A 20,688-nucleotide genomic window follows, 5' to 3' on the forward strand; every position below is an offset into this window, starting at 1 on the left:
AAAAAGGTCGAGACTATGCTCGACCTTATTACAACGATAGATAATTAAAATGCGACGTCTAAACCTAACCAGTAGCGACGACCATCTTCAATATATCCGTATTCTTCGTAACTGATTTCCTCGTCCAGCAAGTTATAGATAGCGCCTTTAATACGAGTATTGTCGGTTAACTGGTATGTCACACCGGCGTCCACAAAGGTATAAGCTGGCTCTACGATACTGTTTCTTGATGGGCCAGTAACCGGATCCATTTCTTTACCTCGGTACGTGACTTTCGCCCAGCTCTCTAGATCTGTTGTCGTTTGCCAAGTCACATCCACATTAAACAGATGCTTTGGTAACTGCTGCAGCGGCATGCCTTTGTATTCACCTGTTTTTTGCTCTGAGTCGGTAAATGTGTAGCTCGAGCTAAGGTAAATGGTTTCCGTTAACGGCGATGCTAAGGTCGCTTCAATACCTTGTGTGACGGCTTCATCCACGTTAATACGGTACGTTGGATCTGCGCCCCATTGGTTTGGACCATCAGTACAGATAGTGTCTGGACAAACAACACGTGTGATCTTGTCTTTGAATTCGTTATGGAACGCTGTCAAAGAAACATCTAAGCCAGAATCACCTTGATACAAGACGCTGATTTCTTTGTTTAGCGACGTTTCAGGGTCAAGATCTGGGTTACCGTAGATATTACCGCCACCACTGACTTGCGCCCAGCCAGGAGTAATTTCACGTAATTGTGGAGAACGGAAACCTGTTGCCACACCGCCTTTCACCGTCCAAGACGGATCAACTCGCCATACACCGTAAACACGCGGACTAAAGTGCGCGCCATAGTTTTCGTCATGATCTAGACGACCACCAAGCGTAACGCTAAACGGATCAGCGATTCTCCATTCATCTTCAATGAAAACAGCCCACTGCGTATTCGATGTTTCAGTCTTCGATGACGCTTTGTTGGAGGTGAAATCCTCAAGCTCTGCATGAGTGGCGTCCACACCCGTCGTCAACGTATGGTTTCCGATACCAGTCACCAAGCTCGATTTGAACGTGGTGTTGGTGATCGTCATCTCACGAGATTTGTTCTCGCTCTCTTCTCGCTGTAAGTAAGTATCTGAAATGCCAATCGAATCCCAATCACCGTTGTGGCTTACCGTTACGTAATTACGACGATATTCATTCAGTGAGTCTTCACACCCACCACGACACCCAGTGGTCGGCACTGAAAGGCCTACATTACCACGACGACTTTGTGCCGACGTGCCGCCTTCTAATTGCACCGAGTGGCGATCATTAATCTGGTAAGTCAGTTTTGAAGAGATACTCTGCATATCTTTATCTTCATAACCGTATTCGATGTCATCTTCTTCTCTGGTTGTGTACTGACCATATACTTGGAGAGATAAATTTTCAGCCAACGGACCATTAACGAAAAAGTTCGCGCTCTGCTCTCCCCCTGAGCGACTATTCTCTTGTAGTACCGTGCCCAGTTGAACATTACCCGTCCACTCTAGCGCATCTTTTCGTGTGATGACGTTAATCACACCACCAATCGCATCAGAACCGTAAAGCGTCGACATTGGGCCACGAATAACTTCGATTCGCTCAATCGCTTGAAGAGGAGGTAACCAACCTTGTTCGATACCAGGGCCGTCACTATTTGGACGAGTTTCACGCGTACTTTGACGTTTACCATCGACCAGTATCAAAGTGTATTTAGAACCCATACCACGGATACTAATGTCGGTGGTATCACCACCACCTGTCACGACAACACCTGGCACACTTTTTAGTGCATCAGTCACATCGCGGTAATAACGGGAGTCCAACTCCTCACGTGAAATCACACTAATACTTGCAGGCGCGTCCGCTTGAGATTGCTCATAACTTGATGCAGTTACAACCACTGTTTCCATTTTAGAAACTGCATCATTGGCAAAAACATGAGGGACACTGACGAAGGCTAAAATACCAGTTGCGGTAATAACTGGCAGTCTAAGAGTAGACATCTACATCTCCATAATTGATAATGATTATTATTTTCGAAAGTGAATTATTCACAAATAGAATGAGATGCATAGTGAGAGTTATGGAACGGTTCTTTCCATTTATGGAACTCGTACATAACGCAGTAAGGAGTAAAAGAAATATGCACGACTTAGCATCAATTAGAGCCTTTGATGCGCTCAATCAGCATAAAAGTTTGACAGCCGCTGCTAAAGCCCTTAATCAGCCAAAATCAACGCTAAGTCGTCGCTTGGCACAATTAGAAGAAGACTTCGGTCAGGCTCTAACCGCTAGGCAAGGTAATCGATTAGTTCTGACAAGAGCTGGAGAGATCTTTGCCCACTACAGCCGCCAGATTCTTGAGTTAAGCGAAGAGAGTTATGATGCACTGCAAGGTTTAACGAACCAAGTTTCAGGGCCACTGCATATTGTTTGTCACACTGCCTTAGTTAGAAGCTGGCTCGGTGGCGTACTCAATCGTTTTCTTGCTGATAATCCCGATGTTAGAGTTCAACTTACCAGTGACTTTTCTGAGGCGCATCATGACCCAGATTTGTTCATCTGGCTCGGTGAACGTAAAGAGCTAGACTGGCGAAAAGAAGTGCTGGGGGTATTTCGCTATACGCCTTTTGCCTCTCCAAATTATCTAAAACAACATGGGCCTATACCGCACCCCAAAGAACTTGAAGCACACCCATGGATCGATTTTGGTTCAGTGCAAGAAAATGGATTGATGCTAGCACACCCTCAACACGGTGAGTTCTTTTTAGAGCCCTTTGTTAGTCGCTTATACAGCGACAACATAGCAATGCAAATAGACAGTATCGCGAATGGTCATGGTATTGGACTGCTGCCGACTTGGACAGCATGCGGCTATGAGAAACATCACCCAGGGCGAATCACACCTTGCTTAGAAGGTTGGCTTTCTGAGCCTATTTCCATTAACTGCTATACACCAGCAGGACGACCACCACTGCGCTTATCCGTACTTTTAGACTGCATTCACCAAAGCATTCCACAAGGTTGGAAAACCTGACAAAAATAAAAAGGCCATCATAATGATGGCCTTTCTAACTTTAGCGTTTAACAATCGTCGTTTACGTTCGACTGTTTAGACGGTCCTGCAATTACGCTAGCAATTCTTTAGCTGTGTTCACTACGTTTTCAGTCGTGAAGCCAAACATCTCGAATAGCTGACCAGCAGGTGCTGATTCACCGAATGTTGTCATACCGATGATGCGACCGTCGAAGCCTACGTACTTGTACCAGAAATCCGCAATGCCCGCTTCAATAGCGATACGTGCCGTTACGTCTGATGGCAGTACAGATTCACGGTAAGCAGCGTCTTGTTTATCGAATGCATCTGTTGATGGCATTGAAACAACGCGTACTTTCTTGCCTTCTGAAGTTAGTTGCTCAGCGGCTTTCACTGCAAGCTCAACCTCAGAACCTGTTGCGATAAGGATTAGCTCAGGCTTACCTTCGCTATCTTTCAGGATGTAAGCACCTTTCGCGATGTCTGCGACTTGTTCAGCAGTACGCTCTTGTTGCGCTAGGTTTTGACGAGAGAAGATAAGTGCAGTTGGTGCATCTTTACGTTCAATCGCTAGTTTCCATGCAACTGCAGACTCAACTTGGTCACATGGGCGCCATGTGCTCATGTTTGGAGTTACACGTAGAGACGCCATTTGCTCAACAGGTTGGTGAGTTGGGCCATCTTCGCCAAGACCGATCGAATCATGCGTGTAAACTTGGATGTTCTGAATTTTCATCAGCGCAGCCATACGCATTGCGTTACGAGCGTATTCCATGAACATTAGGAATGTTGCGCCGTAAGGAACGAAACCACCGTGCAATGCGATACCGTTGATGATAGCAGTCATACCGAATTCACGTACACCATAGTGGATGTAGTTGCCAGAGAAGTCCTCCGTTTCTAGAGACTTAGAACCAGACCACATGGTCAGGTTAGAAGGCGCTAGGTCAGCAGAACCACCCATAAACTCAGGAAGCATTTGACCAAACGCTTCTAGTGCATTTTGCGATGCTTTACGTGATGCAATGTTCGCTGGGTTTGCTTGAAGATCGGCAATGATTTGGTTCGCTTTTTCTTCCCACTGTGCAGGAAGTTCGCCGTTTAGACGACGTTTAAGCTCTGCCGCTTCAGCAGGGTAAGCTGCAGCGTATGCTTCGAATTTTTCATTCCAAGCTGCTTCTTTCGCGGCGCCCGCTTCTTTTGCATCCCACTCAGCGTAAACATCTGCCGGGATCTCAAATGGGCCGTACTCCCAACCTAGGTATTCGCGAGCCGCTTGGATTTCATCGTGACCTAGTGGTGCACCGTGACAGTCGTGCGAACCAGACTTGTTAGGAGAACCGAAACCGATAATTGTTTTGGTACAGATAAGCGTAGGACGTGGGTCCGCTTTTGCTGCTTCAATTGCTGCGTTGATCGCGTCTGAGTCGTGACCATCGACTGCTGGGATTACATGCCAGCCGTACGCTTCAAAACGCTTAGGTGTATCGTCAGAGAACCAGCCTTCAACGTGACCGTCGATAGAAATGCCGTTGTCATCCCAGAACGCGATCAGTTTGCCTAGACCTAACGTCCCAGCAAGAGAGCATGCTTCATGCGAGATGCCTTCCATTAGACAGCCGTCACCCATGAACACATACGTAAAGTGGTCAACGATATCGTGACCTTCTTTGTTGAACTGTGCCGCTAGTGCTTTCTCTGCGATCGCCATACCAACAGCGTTAGTTATGCCTTGACCTAGAGGACCCGTTGTTGTCTCGATACCAGGCGCGTAGCCGTACTCTGGGTGACCTGGGGTTTTTGAGTGCAATTGACGGAAGTTTTTCAGATCGTCAATAGATAGCTCGTAACCGCTTAAGTGCAGTAGAGAGTAAATAAGCATTGACCCATGACCGTTTGACAGCACAAAGCGATCGCGGTCGGCCCACTCTGGGTTTGAAGGGTTATGGTTTAGGTGAGAGCGCCAAAGAACTTCAGCGATATCAGCCATACCCATTGGTGCGCCTGGGTGGCCTGAGTTAGCTTGTTGAACACCATCCATGCTTAGAGCACGAATTGCATTGGCAAGATGTTTACGAGACGACATGTCTGCTCCTGAGTACATTAAGCGAAACGAAAAGTAGGTCATAATTCTCTCAAAGCCCTGTTGGGTGTGCAAACGTTTTCCAGTCCAAAACCTCACAAATATTGCACCTTTCGCGCCAAATCGTTCGAAGTTCTTAAAATTATCAATAAATCAGGCAAACGTTTGGTTATAACAAAAACCAAAAAAGAGCTTGTAATTCGAGCAATCAAATTTAGAATAGACGTCTAGATGTAGATACACCTACAAAAATTAGTATTAATTTGCGCTGGAGAGTTTATCATTCCCCAGTTTTAAACCAGATATAGTGGAGCTAACATGGCTAAGCACCTGTTTACTTCTGAGTCAGTATCAGAAGGTCATCCAGATAAAATTGCAGACCAGATTTCTGATGCGGTTCTTGACGCGATTCTAGAGCAAGATCCAAAGGCTCGTGTTGCATGTGAGACTTACGTTAAAACCGGTATGGTAATGGTGGGTGGTGAAATCACGACTTCAGCATGGGTAGACATCGAAGAGTTAACTCGTGAAACCGTTCGTGAAATCGGCTACGTACATTCAGATATGGGCTTTGACGCAGATTCTTGTGCGGTACTAAACACAATCGGTAAACAGTCGCCAGATATCAACCAAGGTGTTGATAAAGCTGACCCTAAAGAACAAGGTGCAGGCGACCAAGGCATCATGTTTGGTTACGCTTGTAACGAAACTGAAGTACTAATGCCAGCGCCAATTACTTACTCTCACCGTCTTGTTCAAAAGCAAGCAGAAGTTCGTAAAAACGGCACACTACCTTGGTTGCGTCCTGATGCAAAATCTCAGGTAACATTCCAATACGATCAAGGTAACATCGTTGGTATCGACGCGGTTGTTCTTTCAACTCAACACTGTGATTCAATCTCAACTTCAGACCTGCGTGAAGCGGTAATGGAAGAGATCATTAAGCCAGTGCTACCTTCTGAGTGGATCAACAAAGAAACAAACTTCTTCATTAATCCAACCGGTCGCTTCGTAATCGGTGGTCCTATGGGTGACTGTGGTCTAACTGGTCGTAAGATCATCGTAGATACCTACGGCGGCGCAGCTCGTCACGGTGGCGGTGCGTTTTCTGGTAAAGATCCATCAAAAGTTGACCGTAGTGCAGCATACGCAGCACGCTACGTAGCGAAAAACATCGTAGCGGCAGGCATGGCTGACCGTTGTGAGATCCAACTTTCTTACGCAATCGGTGTTGCTGATCCAACGTCTATCATGGTGGAAACGTTCGGTACTGAGAAAGTATCTCACGACATCATCATTGAAGCGGTTCGTCAATTCTTCGACCTACGTCCATACGGTCTACAAGAAATGCTTAACCTTCTTCAACCTATCTACAAGAAGACAGCGGCTTACGGTCACTTCGGTCGTGAAGAATTCCCGTGGGAAGCAACAGACAAAGCTGCACTTCTACGCGATTTCGCTGGCATCAAATAATCAAGCCAAGCAAGAATCAATCAAGCCCTCGCCTATGGTGGGGGCTTTTTATTTTCAGCAACTTTTATCTAGTCATTTCGACTCATACCGCCCTGCCCCACAAAGCAGTCCTGTTTCTCCCTCATTTTTATACCGAATAAATTTTAAGCAATTATTTGTAAATTATCCCATCTCCGCCAATAGTTAAAATATTGTTAACTCCAATTTAAATAGAGACGTCGGATGCTGGCGACTGTGGAAGCAACACTTAAGTAAAGACATGAGTCAGGCATCTTTATGGCCGATACCAAACTAAGCCAATGCTCAGATGTAAACTTGAAAAAGTCGCTTCAAGTTTGACTGAACAAAAACCGCTGTCAGTTGGTATAAGCGGATAATGTGGGAATAAATCAAGGAGGAGTTATGCCTCGAACTGTTAATCCATCGGACTTCCACAACAAGCGAAAGGAAGTGCCAGACAACGAATACGCCAGAACCATACCGTGCAATACGGTCAATCTTTCTGCACCTTTTCATTGGCTAGCATTAGGTCTGCATGATTTCGTGCGAATGCCACTTATTAGTGCTTTCTATGGCATCTGTTTTATGGCGGCTGCGATAGGCATTGTTTTGCTCGTACAGTGGCAAGGCACACACTTGGTCGTCATGCCCAGTTTGATTGTTTACATGTTAATCGGTCCGTTTCTCGCGCTGGGCTTGTATGATGCCAGTTGGGAGAGAGAGCGCGGACACAAAGCAAGCTTGCTCCATTCAATGAAAGCGATCGGTCGTAACTCAACATCTCAATGGGCGTTCGCCGTGTTACTCGCAGTGTGTATGATATTTTGGATGCGCATTGCCGCTCTACTTCATGCGCTCTACCCTTCTGTTCAAGGGGCACCTTTAAGTGAGTTCCTACCCTTCCTTGTCATCGGCTCTTTAGTTGGCTTTGTTTTGGCTTGTGTGGTGTTTAGCATTTCAGCCTTTTCTATTCCGCTCATGATGGAGCGTCGCGTAGACATGATGACCGCTGTATTTACCAGCTTTAATGCAGTGAAATCCAACATTCCAGCAATGATTGTTTGGGCAGCGATCATCTGTGGCGGTATTCTTATCGGCTTTGCGACCTACGGGATCGGAATGTTGTTTACCATGCCAATTCTAGGCTACGGTACATGGCACGCTTACCATGCCACCATCAAGAAAAAACACACACCATAATTAACTGATGCTATGATCTGGCCCTCGCAAATGCGGGGGCTTTTTTATTTGATTTATCGAGGTGAATTGTGGATATAGAACTCAGCTATAAAGCCAAGCAAGTGATGGCGGGCTGTATCGCGATGGCGGAACAAGCTTTCAAACGTTCTTTCCCGATTCCAACAATCACCTTCGACGTCCGTGGGAAAGCGGCAGGAAAAGCCTACCTTCAATTAAATCAAGTACGCCTAAACCCTGTTTTATTTCGCGAAAACACCCAAGCATTCTTAGATGAAGTCATTCCTCATGAAGTAGCACACCTGATTACTTATCAGGTTTACGGGCGAGTTAGGCCTCACGGTAAAGAATGGAAAGGCGTCATGGAAGCCGTATTTAACGTACCAGCCAAAACCACTCACAGCTTTGAAGTAAAATCCGTTCAAGGTAAAACCTTTGAGTATCGTTGTGGTTGTATGACCTACCCTCTATCGATTCGCCGTCATAATAAAGTGCTGCGCAAAGAGGCGACGTACTCTTGTCAAAAATGCCGCCAACCACTTAACTTCACCGGTATTCAGTTATCGTAGCCCTTACCTCATAGTGTTACTTGCGTTCCCAAAATAAAGATCGAGTTGATCAAAACCTTCCCTTCGCCACTTATTGTTAACTTACTCATCACTAAAGCTATTTTATGCGTGTTATCATGAATAAAGTCATACTTTATAAAGACTTTTATCATGAAATACTTATTCTCTCTGTTGCTTATCGCGCTTTCTAGCACTGCGATTGCCGCGCCACCGAGCTCATTCTCTGCAGCCAAACGTGAGGCGGTCAAAATTTATCAAGACCACCCAACAAGCTTCTACTGTGGCTGTAACATTCAATGGCAAGGCAAGAAAGGCTCACCCGATTTAGCCTCTTGCGGTTACCAAGTCCGTAAACAAGAAAAACGGGCTGCACGAATCGAATGGGAGCACGTTGTTCCTGCGTGGCAATTTGGCCACCAGCGTCAATGCTGGCAAGATGGCGGACGTAAAAACTGTAAGAAAAAAGACAAAACTTTTCGTTTGATGGAAGCAGACTTGCACAACCTAACTCCTGCTATTGGTGAAGTAAACGGTGACCGTTCGAACTACAACTTCAGCCAATGGAACGGTATGGATGGCGTGAGTTATGGTCGCTGTGAGATGCAAGTGAACTTTAAGCAGCGTAAAGTCATGCCACCAGACCGTGCGCGTGGCTCAATTGCTCGTACCTATCTATACATGAGCAAAGAGTACGGTTTCAAACTGTCGAAGCAGCAAACGCAATTAATGAGTGCTTGGAACAAAACCTATCCTGTCGATAAATGGGAATGTGAGCGTGACGAGCGCATTGCAAAAGTACAGGGCAATCACAACCCATTTGTTCAAGAAGCCTGCCGCGCACTGTAACCTCCGACCTCGAAGCGTTTCAATTACTGATATTGAAACGCTTCTTGCCCCTTGTTTTTTCGGTGCAAAGCATCCATGTTAGGGTTTAAGTTTATTCTCTTGCTGGAAATCTCATGCGTACCCCTCGAATTTATCATCCAGAATCCATTCATCAACTTGGCTCACTTGCTTTAAGTGACGACGCAGCAGGCCATATCGGTCGTGTTTTGCGCATGAAAGAAGGCCAAGACGTTCTCCTTTTTGACGGCAGTGGCGCAGAGTTCCCAGCGGTTATCAGTGAAGTCAGCAAGAAATCAGTTTTGGTTAACATCACCGAGCGCGTAGAAAACAGTATTGAATCCCCTTTAGATCTGCACCTTGGTCAAGTCATTTCACGTGGCGATAAGATGGAGTTCACCATCCAAAAGTCTGTTGAACTTGGCGTCAATACCATCACTCCTCTGATTTCTGAACGTTGTGGTGTCAAGCTTGACCAAAAGCGTTTTGAGAAAAAACTCGCGCAATGGCAGAAAATCGCCATCAGTGCCTGTGAGCAATGTGGGCGTAATGTCGTGCCCGAAATTCGTCCAATTATGAGCTTGGAAGAGTGGTGTAAAGAAGAGTACGATGGTTTAAAGCTTAACCTTCACCCTCGTGCTAAATACTCAATCAACACTTTGCCAACCCCGGTTGAAAAAGTGCGCCTACTGATCGGTCCTGAAGGCGGTTTATCGTCTGAAGAAATCGAGATGACTCGAGAATACCAATTTGAAGAAACGCTACTCGGCCCTCGCGTTCTGCGTACCGAAACAGCGGCTCTGACAGCAATTACAGCCTTACAAGTTCGTTTCGGCGATCTTGGTTAAACGGAGAAAAATAATGATCAAACTCGGTATCGTAATGGACCCAATCTCGTCCATTAACATCAAAAAAGACTCTAGCTTTGCCATGATGCTTGAAGCGCAACGACGCGGCTATGAAATCCACTACATGGAAATGAATGATCTGCATCTCGATCAAGGCGTTGCCATTGCAGATACTAAAGTGGTAGAACTAAGAGAAGATCCAAACGGTTGGTACGAGTTCAAATCAGAGCAAACTATCAAACTGTCTGAGCTAGACGCGGTGCTAATGCGTAAAGATCCTCCGTTTGATACTGAATACATCTACGCGACTTACATCCTTGAGCGTGCAGAAGAACAGGGTGCACTGATCGTTAACAAGCCTCAAAGCTTACGTGATTGTAACGAAAAGCTGTTTACAGCATGGTTCCCAGAGCTGACACCTACAACGATCGTGACGCGAAAAGCAGAAAAAATTAAAGAATTTCGTGAAAAACATGGTGATGTCATCCTGAAACCGCTTGATGGTATGGGTGGCGCGTCCATCTTCCGTGTAAAAGAAAACGATCCAAACGTCTCTGTAATCATCGAGACATTGACTAACCACGGTCAAAACTACGCAATGGCACAAACCTTCGTGCCAGACATCAGCAACGGTGACAAACGTATCCTAGTGGTAGATGGCGAACCTATGCCTTACTGTCTAGCACGCATTCCTGCTAAAGGCGAAACGCGCGGCAACCTAGCCGCTGGTGGTACTGGTGAAGCTCGTCCGCTAAGCGAAACCGACCTCAAAATTGCGCAAACCGTTGCTCCGACACTGAAAGAAAAAGGCCTTATCTTTGTTGGCCTTGACGTAATTGGCGACAAGCTAACAGAAATCAACGTCACCAGCCCAACCTGTATTCGCGAAATTGAAGCAGCTTTTGATATCTCAATCACAGGCAAGCTGATGGATGCGATTGAGCGTCGAGTAAAAGGCGAATAACTCAAACTGTATTACAGTTAATAGAGAGCGTAGTACATTAACTTAAGCAAACTCATGCACATACCTAGATGTAAATTGTATGATGTTTGCTTAAGGGCATTTACGAGAGTTAAGGGTCAGTATGAGTATGAATCTCACAAATCACTTTTTGGTTGCCATGCCTGGGATGAAAGATCCGTACTTTCAAAACAGCGTGATCTACGTTTGTGAGCACAACGAAGACGGCGCTATGGGGCTGATGATCAATGCTCCTGTTGATATCACCGTCGGCAACATGCTCAAGCAGGTGGAAGTTCAGCCAGTACACCCGCGCCTATTTGAAGCCAGTCTAGATAGACCAGTTTATAATGGCGGCCCAATCTCGGAAGATCGTGGCTTTATTTTGCATAAACCCAAAGATTACTACGAGTCCAGCGTCCAAATGACCGATGACCTCGCGGTAACCACTTCGCGTGATATTCTGTCGGTGTTAGGAACAGAAGCAGAACCAAGTGATTACTTAGTGGCACTTGGCTACTCCGGTTGGAGTGCAGGCCAATTAGAAAGTGAGCTGGTCGAAAACTCTTGGCTCACCATTGAAGCGACGCCTGAAATTATCTTTAATACACCAATCAACGAGCGTTGGAAGAAAGCGGTCGAAAAGCTGGGTATCGACCCAAGTCACCTTTCAGCAGACTCTGGACATGCTTAGTCCAAATATACAGTTACATTAGATAGAGACACCTTATGTCACGCACAATTATGGCTTTTGACTTTGGAACCAAAAGCATTGGTAGCGCTATTGGCCAAGAAATTACTGGTACAGCTTCCCCATTAAAAGCCTTTAAAGCCAATGACGGTATTCCAAACTGGGACGATATCGAAAAGCAAATCAAAGAGTGGCAACCAGATTTGCTAGTGGTCGGTTTACCGACCGATCTGCATGGTAAAGACCTTGAGACCATAACCCCTCGTGCACGAAAATTTGCTAAGCGTCTGCAAGGCCGATACGGATTGCCTGTTGAGCTGCATGATGAGCGTTTATCTACTGCAGAAGCTCGTGCGGAGTTGTTCAGCATGGGCGGCTACAAAGCCCTATCGAAAGGTAATGTTGACTGCCAGTCAGCGGTGGTGATTCTAGAAAGCTGGTTTGAAGCCCTTTGGGGTGAGTAAACACTTCAAGCACAATGAAAAAAGGTTGGCTTCTGCCAACCTTTTTTGTTTCTGGATTGGATTAATCCATATCGATCTTAACGTTTGCCAAACTGCCCGTAGAGAATGCTTCACCACGCTGCGTTTTCAACATCAGGCGCAGATCATTCGCTGAGTCGGCACTATGTAGTGCATCCTCTTCGCTGATCTTACCTTGCATCACTAACTTATAAAGAGATTGATCGAACGTCAGCATACCAAACTCATTTGAGCGAGCCATGGTTGACTTCAACTCATGTAAATCTCCGCGACGAATCAAATCCGACACACGTGGACTATTTAGCAAGATCTCAAATACACCATGACGTCCCTGCCCATTTTTATCTCGGATCAGCTGCTGACCAACCACGCCTTTTAGGTTCATCGACAAATCGAACAAGAATTGTTCTTTTTGATCTTTCGGTACCAAGTGAAGAATGCGCTCTAAAGCTTGGTTTGCATTGTTGGCGTGCAACGTTGCCATACACAGGTGACCCGTTTCGGCGAAGGTCATCGCGTATTCCATTGTTTCACGGCTACGGATCTCACCAATCAAAATCATATCTGGTGCTTGGCGCAGCGAGTTTTTAAGCGCAACTTCATAGCTTTCCGTATCTAACCCAACTTCACGTTGAGTCACGATACAGCGCTTGTGTTCATGCACGAACTCGATCGGATCTTCGACCGTCAAAATGTGCCCGGTTTTATTGCTGTTTCGATAGCCTGTCATCGCCGCCATGGTGGTCGATTTACCCGATCCAGTAGCACCGACCACCAGCACCAAACCACGCTTAGCTATCGCCAAATCTTGCAACACTAACGGTAACTTTAACTGCTCAAAAGTAGGAATATTAGTTTCAATACGACGAATCACTGCGCCTGGTAACTCGCGTTGAAAAAAGGCACTCACACGGAAGCGACCACAATCTCTCACAATGGCAAAATTCGACTCGCGACTTTTACGAAATTCCTGACGCCGATCTGGTTCCATAGCGCTGTCGAGTAATGCAGCCACATCACTCTCGGTGAGTTTTTCCCCTTGCGGACGCAATTCGCCATCCACACGAAATAGAATTGGCGCTCCAACCGTGATGTAAAGATCCGACGCTTTCAGCGCCAACATGCCTTCGAGAAATTTATCTAGATCCATCTTCCGTATTCACCATTATCTGTATGAACGTTACGAGAATTGCTGCACTTCTAATCCGATCTTACTATCGACCTCTTCACGAGCAACCATGCCTTGCGCCATTAACTGACGAGCATTTTGCTCCATGGTTTGCATGCCGTGAGCCGCACCTGTTTGAATGATCGAATACATCTGCGCGACTTTGTCTTCGCGGATCAAGTTACGAATCGCAGGCGTTGCCATCATAATTTCATGGCATGCAATACGGCCACCACCATTACGTTTCAATAATTTTTGTGCGATAACCGAACGAAGGGATTCAGAAAGCATCGAGCGCACCATGTCTTTATCGCTGCCAGGGAACACATCGATAATACGGTCAATGGTTTTTGCCGCCGAGCTGGTATGTAACGTGCCGAACACTAAGTGCCCCGTTTCCGCCGCCGTTAACGCAAGGCTGATGGTTTCTTTGTCACGCATCTCACCAACCAGAATGACATCCGGGTCTTCACGCAATGCGCTGCGCAGTGCGTTTTGGAAACTATGGGTGTCACGGTGAACTTCACGCTGGTTGATCAAACATTTATTGTTGTTGTGAACAAATTCAATCGGATCTTCAATTGTGAGTACGTGCTTGTTGTGATTACGGTTAATGTAGTCAACAATGGCTGCTAAGGTCGTCGATTTACCTGAACCTGTTGGGCCAGTGACCAGAACTAAGCCTTTTTCAGCGTTCGCAATTTTTTTGAAGATCTCTGGCGCTTCTAGCTCTTCCAGAGTTGGAATGCTACTTGGAATGGTACGGAATACTGCCGCACAACCGCGAGATTGGTTGAAAGCGTTGACACGGAAACGGCCAACGTTATGCAACTCAAAAGAGAAATCGACTTCGAGTTTTTCTTCGAACTCACTGCGTTGGGCATCGTTCATGATTTCGAAAACCAAACGATGCACTTCTTGGTGTGTAAACGCTGGAATGCCTAGTTTTCTCACATCCCCATCAATACGAACCATTGGTGGGACACCTGCAGAAAGATGTAGATCCGAGGCATTATGTTTTACACTAAAATCCAGTAACTCAGTGATATCCATTTAAAATCCTTAAGTCTAAAGTACAGCTATGAGTAGTATTCAACAAAATATTGAACATATCACCTCTCAAATTCGATATGACGAGCAAAAATGTGGTCGAACTCCAGAGTCAGTGCAACTTCTAGCGGTAAGCAAAACTAAACCTGTCGAGGCAATTCTCGAAGCCTACCAAGCGGGACAAACCGCCTTTGGTGAAAACTACGTTCAAGAGGGCGTCAGTAAAGTTCAGCACTTTGCCGAGCATTATCCAGATAATCGAATCGAATGGCACTTCATTGGCCCGATTCAATCCAATAAATCGCGACTTGTTGCTGAACATTTCGATTGGGTTCACACCATCGATCGAACCAAGATTGCTCAACGCCTGAATGATCAGCGGCCAAGCGAACTTAAACCGCTACAAGTTCTGATTCAGGTTAACACCAGTGGTGAGGCATCTAAGTCTGGTGTCACTGAAGCGGAAGTATTCGAGCTGGCGGAGTTGATTTCTCGCCTACCCAACCTCACTTTAAGAGGGTTGATGTCGATTCCTGCCAACGTGTCTGACTACGAATCACAACTCCGTGAATTTCAGAAGTTGGCTACGTTGAAGCAAACACTCGAAGCACAGTTCCCAGAAATCGATACATTATCAATGGGAATGAGTGGTGATATGACCGCTGCAATCGAAGCTGGTAGTACAATGGTTCGTATTGGAACCGCTATTTTCGGCGCACGAGACTACAGCTAAATCAACAAAACGCTCACTCGCGACATAAGTTATGTCGTCAATCGTTAGAGCGTAAATGCGCAATCATCTTACTCGCCAATAGGAGCAGTAAGTAACAGCGGCGCCATTATACACCTGAGCGCACAACAAATTCTAAATATCATGATGGAAATCAGACAAATGGAACATAAAAAAATCGCCTTCATTGGTGCTGGCAACATGGTGAGAGCCATTGTTTCCGGCTTGGTTGCTAACGGATACCCAGCGCAAAACATTACCGCAACGGCTCCTTCAGAGGCTCGTCGCCTTCTGCTAGAACAAGATTTTGGCATCCGTACCACCAGCGATAACATCCAAGCTGCGACCGAGGCGGATGTGGTGGTATTGTCTGTAAAACCGCAAATGATGGCGGATGTCTGTAAACCACTGCAATCGATCGATTTCACTAATAAACTGGTGATTTCTATTGCCGCAGGCATCAACTGTTCACGATTGGATGATATGCTAGCCACCAAATTGAACTTGGTTCGTGTTATGCCAAATACGCCATCACAGCTTGGGTTGGGTATGAGTGGGTTGTTCGCACCAACTCATGTAACCGAGCACGACAAAGCTTTTGCCGCAGAGTTAATGGAAGCGGTCGGTAAAGTATGCTGGGTTGAGCAAGAGTCTGGCATCAATAATGTGATTGCCGCAGCGGGCAGTGCTCCAGCATACTTCTTCCTGTTTATGGAAGCGATGCAAGCAGAAGCGATTGCGCAAGGCTTTGATAAAGAGACCGCTCGACTATTGGTTCAGCAAGCGGCACTGGGCGCGGCCAGTATGGTGGTTAGCAACCCAGAAACTGAGCTATCGACCCTGCGTGAGAACGTAACATCGAAAGGTGGGACAACGGCAGAAGCACTGCGTACATTCAACGAACATCAACTTTCAGATATTGTCGCTAAAGCCATGCAAGCTGCTGTGGCTCGCGCGGAAGAAATGGAAAAACTGTTTTAATTATTTGGATGAACTCCGTTTAGTATCATCCATCACTTGTTAAGGGTACCTTATGAATTCAATGAGTTTTCTCATCTCAACCCTATTTGACCTGTACATCATGGTCGTAATTTTGCGAATTTGGTTGCAAGCTGCGCGCGCAGACTTCTACAACCCATTCTCGCAATTCATAGTAAAAGCGACTCAGCCGGTCATTGGTCCATTGCGCCGCGTTATCCCTTCCGTGGGGAATATTGACCTAGCAACCGTGTTGTTTGCCTACGTGTTGTGTGTGCTTAAATTTGTCGTGCTTATCCTAATAGCTTCGAACGGTTCCGTCTCTTTCAGCGCTGACTTCTTATTCTTGGGCTTATTATCATTAATCAAAGCCGCAGGTGGCCTATTGTTCTGGGTACTATTGATCCGTGCAATTTTGAGCTGGGTAAGCCAAGGCCGCAGCCCTATCGAGTACGTATTCCATCAACTGACCGAGCCAATGTGCGCTCCAATCCGTCGTATTCTTCCGGCTATTGGTGGTCTTGATTTAAGCGTACTGGTGTTATTTATCGGCTTGCAGTTCGCGAACTTCTTAATGGGCGATATCATTGGTCCAATTTGGTTCCAGCTATAATGTCAGCTGCAGTTTGGCAAGATGGTGAGGACATCATCCTGAAGCTCTATATTCAACCTAAAGCTAGCCGCGATAAAATCGTTGGCTTGCATGGTGAAGAGCTAAAAATCGCCATTACTGCTCCACCTGTCGATGGCAAAGCTAATGCACACCTAACTAAGTTCTTAGCCAAGCAGTTTAAAATCGCTAAGGGCTTGGTTCACATAGAAAAAGGTGAATTAGGACGGCACAAACAAATTCGGATAGAATCGCCTACCCAGATACCGACAGAAATTAAAGCCATCTTATGATGGCTTTTTATTTACGATTTTGTACCACACTTACTAATACCAACGACTGAGTACGCATTTTTTACCCCCCTGATCAAGGTAAAATTGCAGCTATGGTTGTTTTATAACAAGTGCTTTGAGGAAGTAACAATGAGCAAATGGATTACCGCATTACTGATTAGCCTGTTGTCGTTACCAAGCTTCGCCGATCAGTTTAAAAATATGAAAGATATCGAAGTACACTATGTCGCGTTTAACTCAACATTCCTAACACCCAAAGTCGCACGTAGCTACGATATCAAACGTAATGGATACCTCGCTGTGGTTAATATTAGCGTGTTAGATAGAGCTTCATTGGGTAAGCCAGCATTAGAAGCAAAAATTGCTGGACGCGCGAAGAACCTTATCGGCCAAACTCAGACCTTGACCTTTCGTGAAGTCAAAGAAGGCAATGCGATATACTATTTAGCCGAACTGCCAATTACCCACGAAGAAACTTTTACTTTCGATATTGACGTAAAAGCTGGAAACAAAGGCTCAGGTAAGCTTAAATTCACCCAGAAGTTTTATGTTGAAGAGTAATTGGGTTGTGATGTTCCAAAAGCTTTTGGATCTAAGCAGGCTAAAAACCACTTATTAGTTAAAGAATATCTAGAGGAGAACGATTTGTTCTCCTCTATCACTATTAAAAGAGATTCCCATGAAAAAAATTGTGCTAGCAACTGGTAACCAAGGCAAAGTTCGTGAAATGGCAGATTTATTGTCTGACTTCGGCTTTGAAGTATTAGCGCAAAGTGAATTCAATGTATCGGAAGTAGCTGAAACGGGTACAACTTTCATTGAAAACGCAATCATTAAAGCTCGCCATGCCGCACAAGAAACAGGGCTTCCTGCCATTGCAGACGACTCTGGATTAGAAGTCGATTTCTTAAAAGGCGCTCCGGGCATTTACTCTGCACGTTACGCAGGCGAGAGCGCATCTGATCAAGAGAATCTAGAAAAATTGCTAGCGGCAATGGAAGGCGTACCAGAAGCAGAGCGTACAGCACGTTTCCACTGTGTATTAGTCCTCATGCGTCACGAGAACGACCCAACGCCTATCGTCTGCCACGGTAAATGGGAAGGTCGCATTCTAACTGAAGCTCACGGTGAAAATGGTTTTGGCTACGACCCAATCTTCTTTGTTCCTGAAGACAACTGTGCGTCAGCCGAACTTGAACCTGCACGTAAAAAACAACTGTCTCACCGCGGTAAAGCGCTCAAGTCGTTGTTTGCTCAACTGTCTGAGCAAGTGTCTCAGTAATCACGAGCGAATTAGACCATGTTAACGCCCCCAGCACTCAGCTTGTATGTACACATCCCGTGGTGTGTGCAAAAGTGCCCGTATTGCGACTTTAACTCTCACGCGCTCAAAACCGAGATTCCAGAAGAAGAGTACATCAGTGCCCTTTTAGAAGATTTGGATACCGACATTGAGAAATACCGACTTAACGAAGCGCCACGTCCACTGCATTCAATCTTCATTGGTGGTGGTACGCCGAGTTTGATTTCGGCAGAAGGCATCGAGCGTCTACTTAAGGGCATTGAAGCGCGTATTCCGTTCAAGCCTGAAATCGAAATAACCATGGAAGCGAACCCAGGCACCATCGAAGCAGAGCGTTTTGTTGGCTACCGTAAAGCCGGGGTAACGCGTATCTCTATCGGCGTGCAAAGCTTTGAGCAACAAAAGCTTGAGCGTTTGGGGCGCATTCACGGCCAAGACGAAGCCGTCAATGCTGCTAAGCTGGCGCACCAAATCGGTTTGAACAGTTTTAACCTCGATCTCATGCACGGCTTACCTGATCAAAGCATCGAACAAGCCTTGGCAGATTTGGACAAAGCGATTGAGTTGGCACCGCCGCACTTGTCTTGGTATCAGCTGACCATCGAACCAAACACCATGTTCTACTACAAGCCACCAACGCTACCTGACGATGATGACTTGTGGGATATTTTCGAGCTCGGACACCAAAAACTTGCAGCCGCGGGTTATGTGCAATATGAAATCTCCGGTTACAGCAAGCCGGGCTATCAGTGTCAGCACAACCTCAACTACTGGCGCTTTGGTGATTACCTTGGTATCGGTTGTGGCTCTCATGGCAAACTCAGTTTTACCGACGGACGTATTATTCGAACGACAAAGGTAAAACACCCGCGAGGCTATTTAGCGGCTTATCAAAATATGGTCAAACCTTATCTGCATACGGAACATGTCGTCGCGGATGAAGATCGTCCATTCGAGTTCTTTATGAACCGATTCCGCTTAATCGAAGCCTGTCCGAAGCAAGATTACGTGGACACCACGGGCTTACCACTTAGTACGATTCAAGAAACCATCAGCTGGGCGATAGAAATGGGCTACCTGAGTGAAACGCCTACCCACTGGCAAATTACTGAAAAAGGGAAGCTCTTCCTTAATGATTTGCTCGAAGCCTTTATGGCCGAAGAAAGCGAAGAGTAACGCAACCCCAAAACAAAAAAAGCCTCTCAATTGAGAGGCTTTTTATTTAGAAACTGTGCCGTCCTAAATAAGGTTGACACATTTCTAACATTAGAAAATTGAACGGCCAATTCGCTCTGAGAGCAGCTCAAGCGCCTTAGTACCCGCAAGCGAGTTACCTGAAGGATCAAGCTCTGGAGACCATACTGAAATGGTCATTTCACCAGGTACTACCGCGATAATGCCACCACCAACACCAGACTTACCAGGCATACCAACGCGATAAGCAAACTCGCCCGCGCCATCATACAAGCCACACGTTGCTAACAGTGCATTAAGTTGTTTGGTTTGCACAGGAGAAACTACAGGCTTACCCGTTTGTACCGATGTGCCCTTGTTTGCTAAATAGCTAAACGTTTTAGCCAAATCGACGCAACTCATCTTCAGCGCACAAGCGTGGAAGTAATTTTGTAGTACTGGAATCACTTCATTTTCGAAGTTGCCAAACGAACGCATGAGATATGCAATCGCCGCATTACGATCACCATGCATCATTTCGGATGCCGCAACGACTTTGTCATACACAATATGGGTATCACCAGAAAGCTGACGCACAAATTCCAACAGGCGCTGACGAGGTGCAGATAAGCGAGTTTGTAACAAATCTGCCACTACTATCGCTCCAGCATTTATAAATGGATTACGAGGAATACCTTGCTCCATTTCTAGCTGGATTAGCGAATTAAATGCCTGCCCCGAAGGCTCTTTTCCCACTCGAGACCAAATTTCTTCTTGCTTGTACAAGCACATCGCTAACGTCAAGCTCAATGCTTTTGAAATAGATTGGATAGAGAAAGGTTCATCGGCATCACCCGCCTTAATAACCTCACCTTCGTTGGTGTATACCGCAATACCTAACTTGTTGCTGGGTACTTTTGCCAGAGCAGGAATGTAATCAGCCACTTTACCTTGGCCGATTAAAGGGCGTACTTCCGCCAAAATATCTGTCAAAATTTCCACTGTCGGTTTCATTCTCTACCTTCTATTTACAAGAGAACTCGTTGAGCTCAGAGGTAAAAAAAGCCAACGTGTCGTTGGCTTTTCCATAGGGTTCGTTCGACTCAAGTCGATTATGGTTTTACTGCCACAATAATATTGCGGTTGATAGATTGATCAACACGGTGAAGATAACCGATGTAAGGCTCTTCTGAAAGTAC

The 20,688-nt window shown here is 45.9% G+C and carries 21 protein-coding genes; 16 read left to right on the forward strand and 5 right to left on the reverse strand.

The genetic code is table 11. The features are described 5' to 3' along the window. Positions 1-44: 44 nt before the first annotated feature. Positions 45-2,003 carry a ligand-gated channel protein gene (locus R7O12_RS01615; protein WP_054575406.1) on the reverse strand — a complete coding sequence of 653 codons (1,959 nt, stop codon included), beginning with the start codon at positions 2,001-2,003 and terminating at the stop codon, positions 45-47. 140 nt (positions 2,004-2,143) lie between these two features. Between R7O12_RS01615 and R7O12_RS01620 the strand changes: the two genes are divergently transcribed. Further along, complete coding sequence (locus R7O12_RS01620) at positions 2,144-3,037, forward strand: LysR family transcriptional regulator (RefSeq protein ID WP_017633561.1); 894 nt, start codon at positions 2,144-2,146, stop codon at positions 3,035-3,037. A 91-nt stretch (positions 3,038-3,128) separates the two neighbouring features. Here R7O12_RS01620 and tkt read toward each other — a convergent pair whose 3' ends face one another. Continuing rightward, a complete protein-coding gene (tkt, locus tag R7O12_RS01625) occupies positions 3,129-5,123 on the reverse strand; it encodes a transketolase (protein WP_005381028.1) in 1,995 nt (664 codons plus the stop codon). A 315-nt stretch (positions 5,124-5,438) separates the two neighbouring features. Here tkt and metK point away from each other — a divergent pair, with 315 nt between their 5' ends. The 8 genes from metK to ruvX all read left to right on the forward strand — a co-directional run bounded on the left by metK (position 5,439) and on the right by ruvX (position 12,166). Next, a complete protein-coding gene (gene metK / locus R7O12_RS01630; protein WP_005381027.1) occupies positions 5,439-6,593 on the forward strand; it encodes a methionine adenosyltransferase in 1,155 nt (384 codons plus the stop codon). A 402-nt stretch (positions 6,594-6,995) separates the two neighbouring features. Further along, a complete protein-coding gene (locus tag R7O12_RS01635; RefSeq protein ID WP_042521290.1) occupies positions 6,996-7,793 on the forward strand; it encodes a DUF2189 domain-containing protein in 798 nt (265 codons plus the stop codon). A gap of 68 nt (positions 7,794-7,861) precedes the next feature. Continuing rightward, positions 7,862-8,359, forward strand: a complete 498-nt coding sequence (locus tag R7O12_RS01640; RefSeq protein WP_005381025.1) for a SprT family zinc-dependent metalloprotease — start codon at positions 7,862-7,864, stop codon at positions 8,357-8,359. Positions 8,360-8,509: 150 nt separating this feature from the next. Continuing rightward, positions 8,510-9,205, forward strand: coding sequence for a deoxyribonuclease I (gene endA / locus R7O12_RS01645; RefSeq protein WP_017635582.1), 696 nt, complete (start codon positions 8,510-8,512; stop codon positions 9,203-9,205). Positions 9,206-9,318: 113 nt separating this feature from the next. Next, positions 9,319-10,050 (forward strand): 16S rRNA (uracil(1498)-N(3))-methyltransferase, encoded by a 732-nt coding sequence (rsmE, locus tag R7O12_RS01650; RefSeq protein WP_017635581.1) that lies wholly within the window; start codon positions 9,319-9,321, stop codon positions 10,048-10,050. Between the two features lie 13 nt (positions 10,051-10,063). Continuing rightward, positions 10,064-11,014, forward strand: a complete 951-nt coding sequence (gene gshB, locus R7O12_RS01655; RefSeq protein ID WP_318125567.1) for a glutathione synthase — start codon at positions 10,064-10,066, stop codon at positions 11,012-11,014. 127 nt (positions 11,015-11,141) lie between these two features. Continuing rightward, entirely contained in the window at positions 11,142-11,705 is a 564-nt protein-coding gene (locus tag R7O12_RS01660) for a YqgE/AlgH family protein (protein WP_005381020.1), read from the forward strand. Between the two features lie 35 nt (positions 11,706-11,740). After that, positions 11,741-12,166 carry a Holliday junction resolvase RuvX gene (ruvX, locus tag R7O12_RS01665; RefSeq protein ID WP_005381017.1) on the forward strand — a complete coding sequence of 142 codons (426 nt, stop codon included), beginning with the start codon at positions 11,741-11,743 and terminating at the stop codon, positions 12,164-12,166. Positions 12,167-12,227: 61 nt separating this feature from the next. Here the strand turns inward: ruvX and R7O12_RS01670 are convergent, their stop codons facing one another. Both R7O12_RS01670 and R7O12_RS01675 read right to left on the reverse strand, forming a co-directional pair. Further along, positions 12,228-13,334: a PilT/PilU family type 4a pilus ATPase gene (locus R7O12_RS01670; RefSeq protein ID WP_005381016.1), complete on the reverse strand. Its 1,107-nt coding sequence runs from the start codon at positions 13,332-13,334 to the stop codon at positions 12,228-12,230. A 30-nt stretch (positions 13,335-13,364) separates the two neighbouring features. Further along, positions 13,365-14,405 (reverse strand): type IV pilus twitching motility protein PilT, encoded by a 1,041-nt coding sequence (locus tag R7O12_RS01675; RefSeq protein ID WP_005381015.1) that lies wholly within the window; start codon positions 14,403-14,405, stop codon positions 13,365-13,367. A 28-nt stretch (positions 14,406-14,433) separates the two neighbouring features. Between R7O12_RS01675 and R7O12_RS01680 the strand changes: the two genes are divergently transcribed. The 7 genes from R7O12_RS01680 (at position 14,434) to hemW (ending at position 19,492) form a co-directional block, all read left to right on the forward strand. After that, positions 14,434-15,135 (forward strand): YggS family pyridoxal phosphate-dependent enzyme, encoded by a 702-nt coding sequence (locus tag R7O12_RS01680; RefSeq protein ID WP_005384521.1) that lies wholly within the window; start codon positions 14,434-14,436, stop codon positions 15,133-15,135. A gap of 159 nt (positions 15,136-15,294) precedes the next feature. Further along, entirely contained in the window at positions 15,295-16,113 is an 819-nt protein-coding gene (proC, locus tag R7O12_RS01685) for a pyrroline-5-carboxylate reductase (RefSeq protein ID WP_005381013.1), read from the forward strand. Between the two features lie 52 nt (positions 16,114-16,165). Continuing rightward, entirely contained in the window at positions 16,166-16,723 is a 558-nt protein-coding gene (locus R7O12_RS01690; RefSeq protein WP_005381012.1) for a YggT family protein, read from the forward strand. Then, positions 16,723-17,013 carry a DUF167 family protein YggU gene (gene yggU, locus R7O12_RS01695; protein ID WP_005393980.1) on the forward strand — a complete coding sequence of 97 codons (291 nt, stop codon included), beginning with the start codon at positions 16,723-16,725 and terminating at the stop codon, positions 17,011-17,013. The genes R7O12_RS01690 and yggU overlap by 1 nt, the downstream gene beginning before the upstream one ends. Before the next feature lie 129 nt (positions 17,014-17,142). Then, complete coding sequence (locus R7O12_RS01700; RefSeq protein ID WP_005381010.1) at positions 17,143-17,574, forward strand: DUF4426 domain-containing protein; 432 nt, start codon at positions 17,143-17,145, stop codon at positions 17,572-17,574. Between the two features lie 118 nt (positions 17,575-17,692). After that, entirely contained in the window at positions 17,693-18,295 is a 603-nt protein-coding gene (locus R7O12_RS01705) for an XTP/dITP diphosphatase (protein WP_005381009.1), read from the forward strand. A gap of 18 nt (positions 18,296-18,313) precedes the next feature. Further along, entirely contained in the window at positions 18,314-19,492 is a 1,179-nt protein-coding gene (hemW, locus tag R7O12_RS01710; protein ID WP_017635577.1) for a radical SAM family heme chaperone HemW, read from the forward strand. A gap of 90 nt (positions 19,493-19,582) precedes the next feature. Here hemW and glsB read toward each other — a convergent pair whose 3' ends face one another. Further along, positions 19,583-20,503: a glutaminase B gene (gene glsB, locus R7O12_RS01715; RefSeq protein WP_005381007.1), complete on the reverse strand. Its 921-nt coding sequence runs from the start codon at positions 20,501-20,503 to the stop codon at positions 19,583-19,585. Positions 20,504-20,688: the final 185 nt, after the last annotated feature.

The sequence above is a fragment of the Vibrio sp. Vb1574 genome (genome assembly GCF_033338675.1).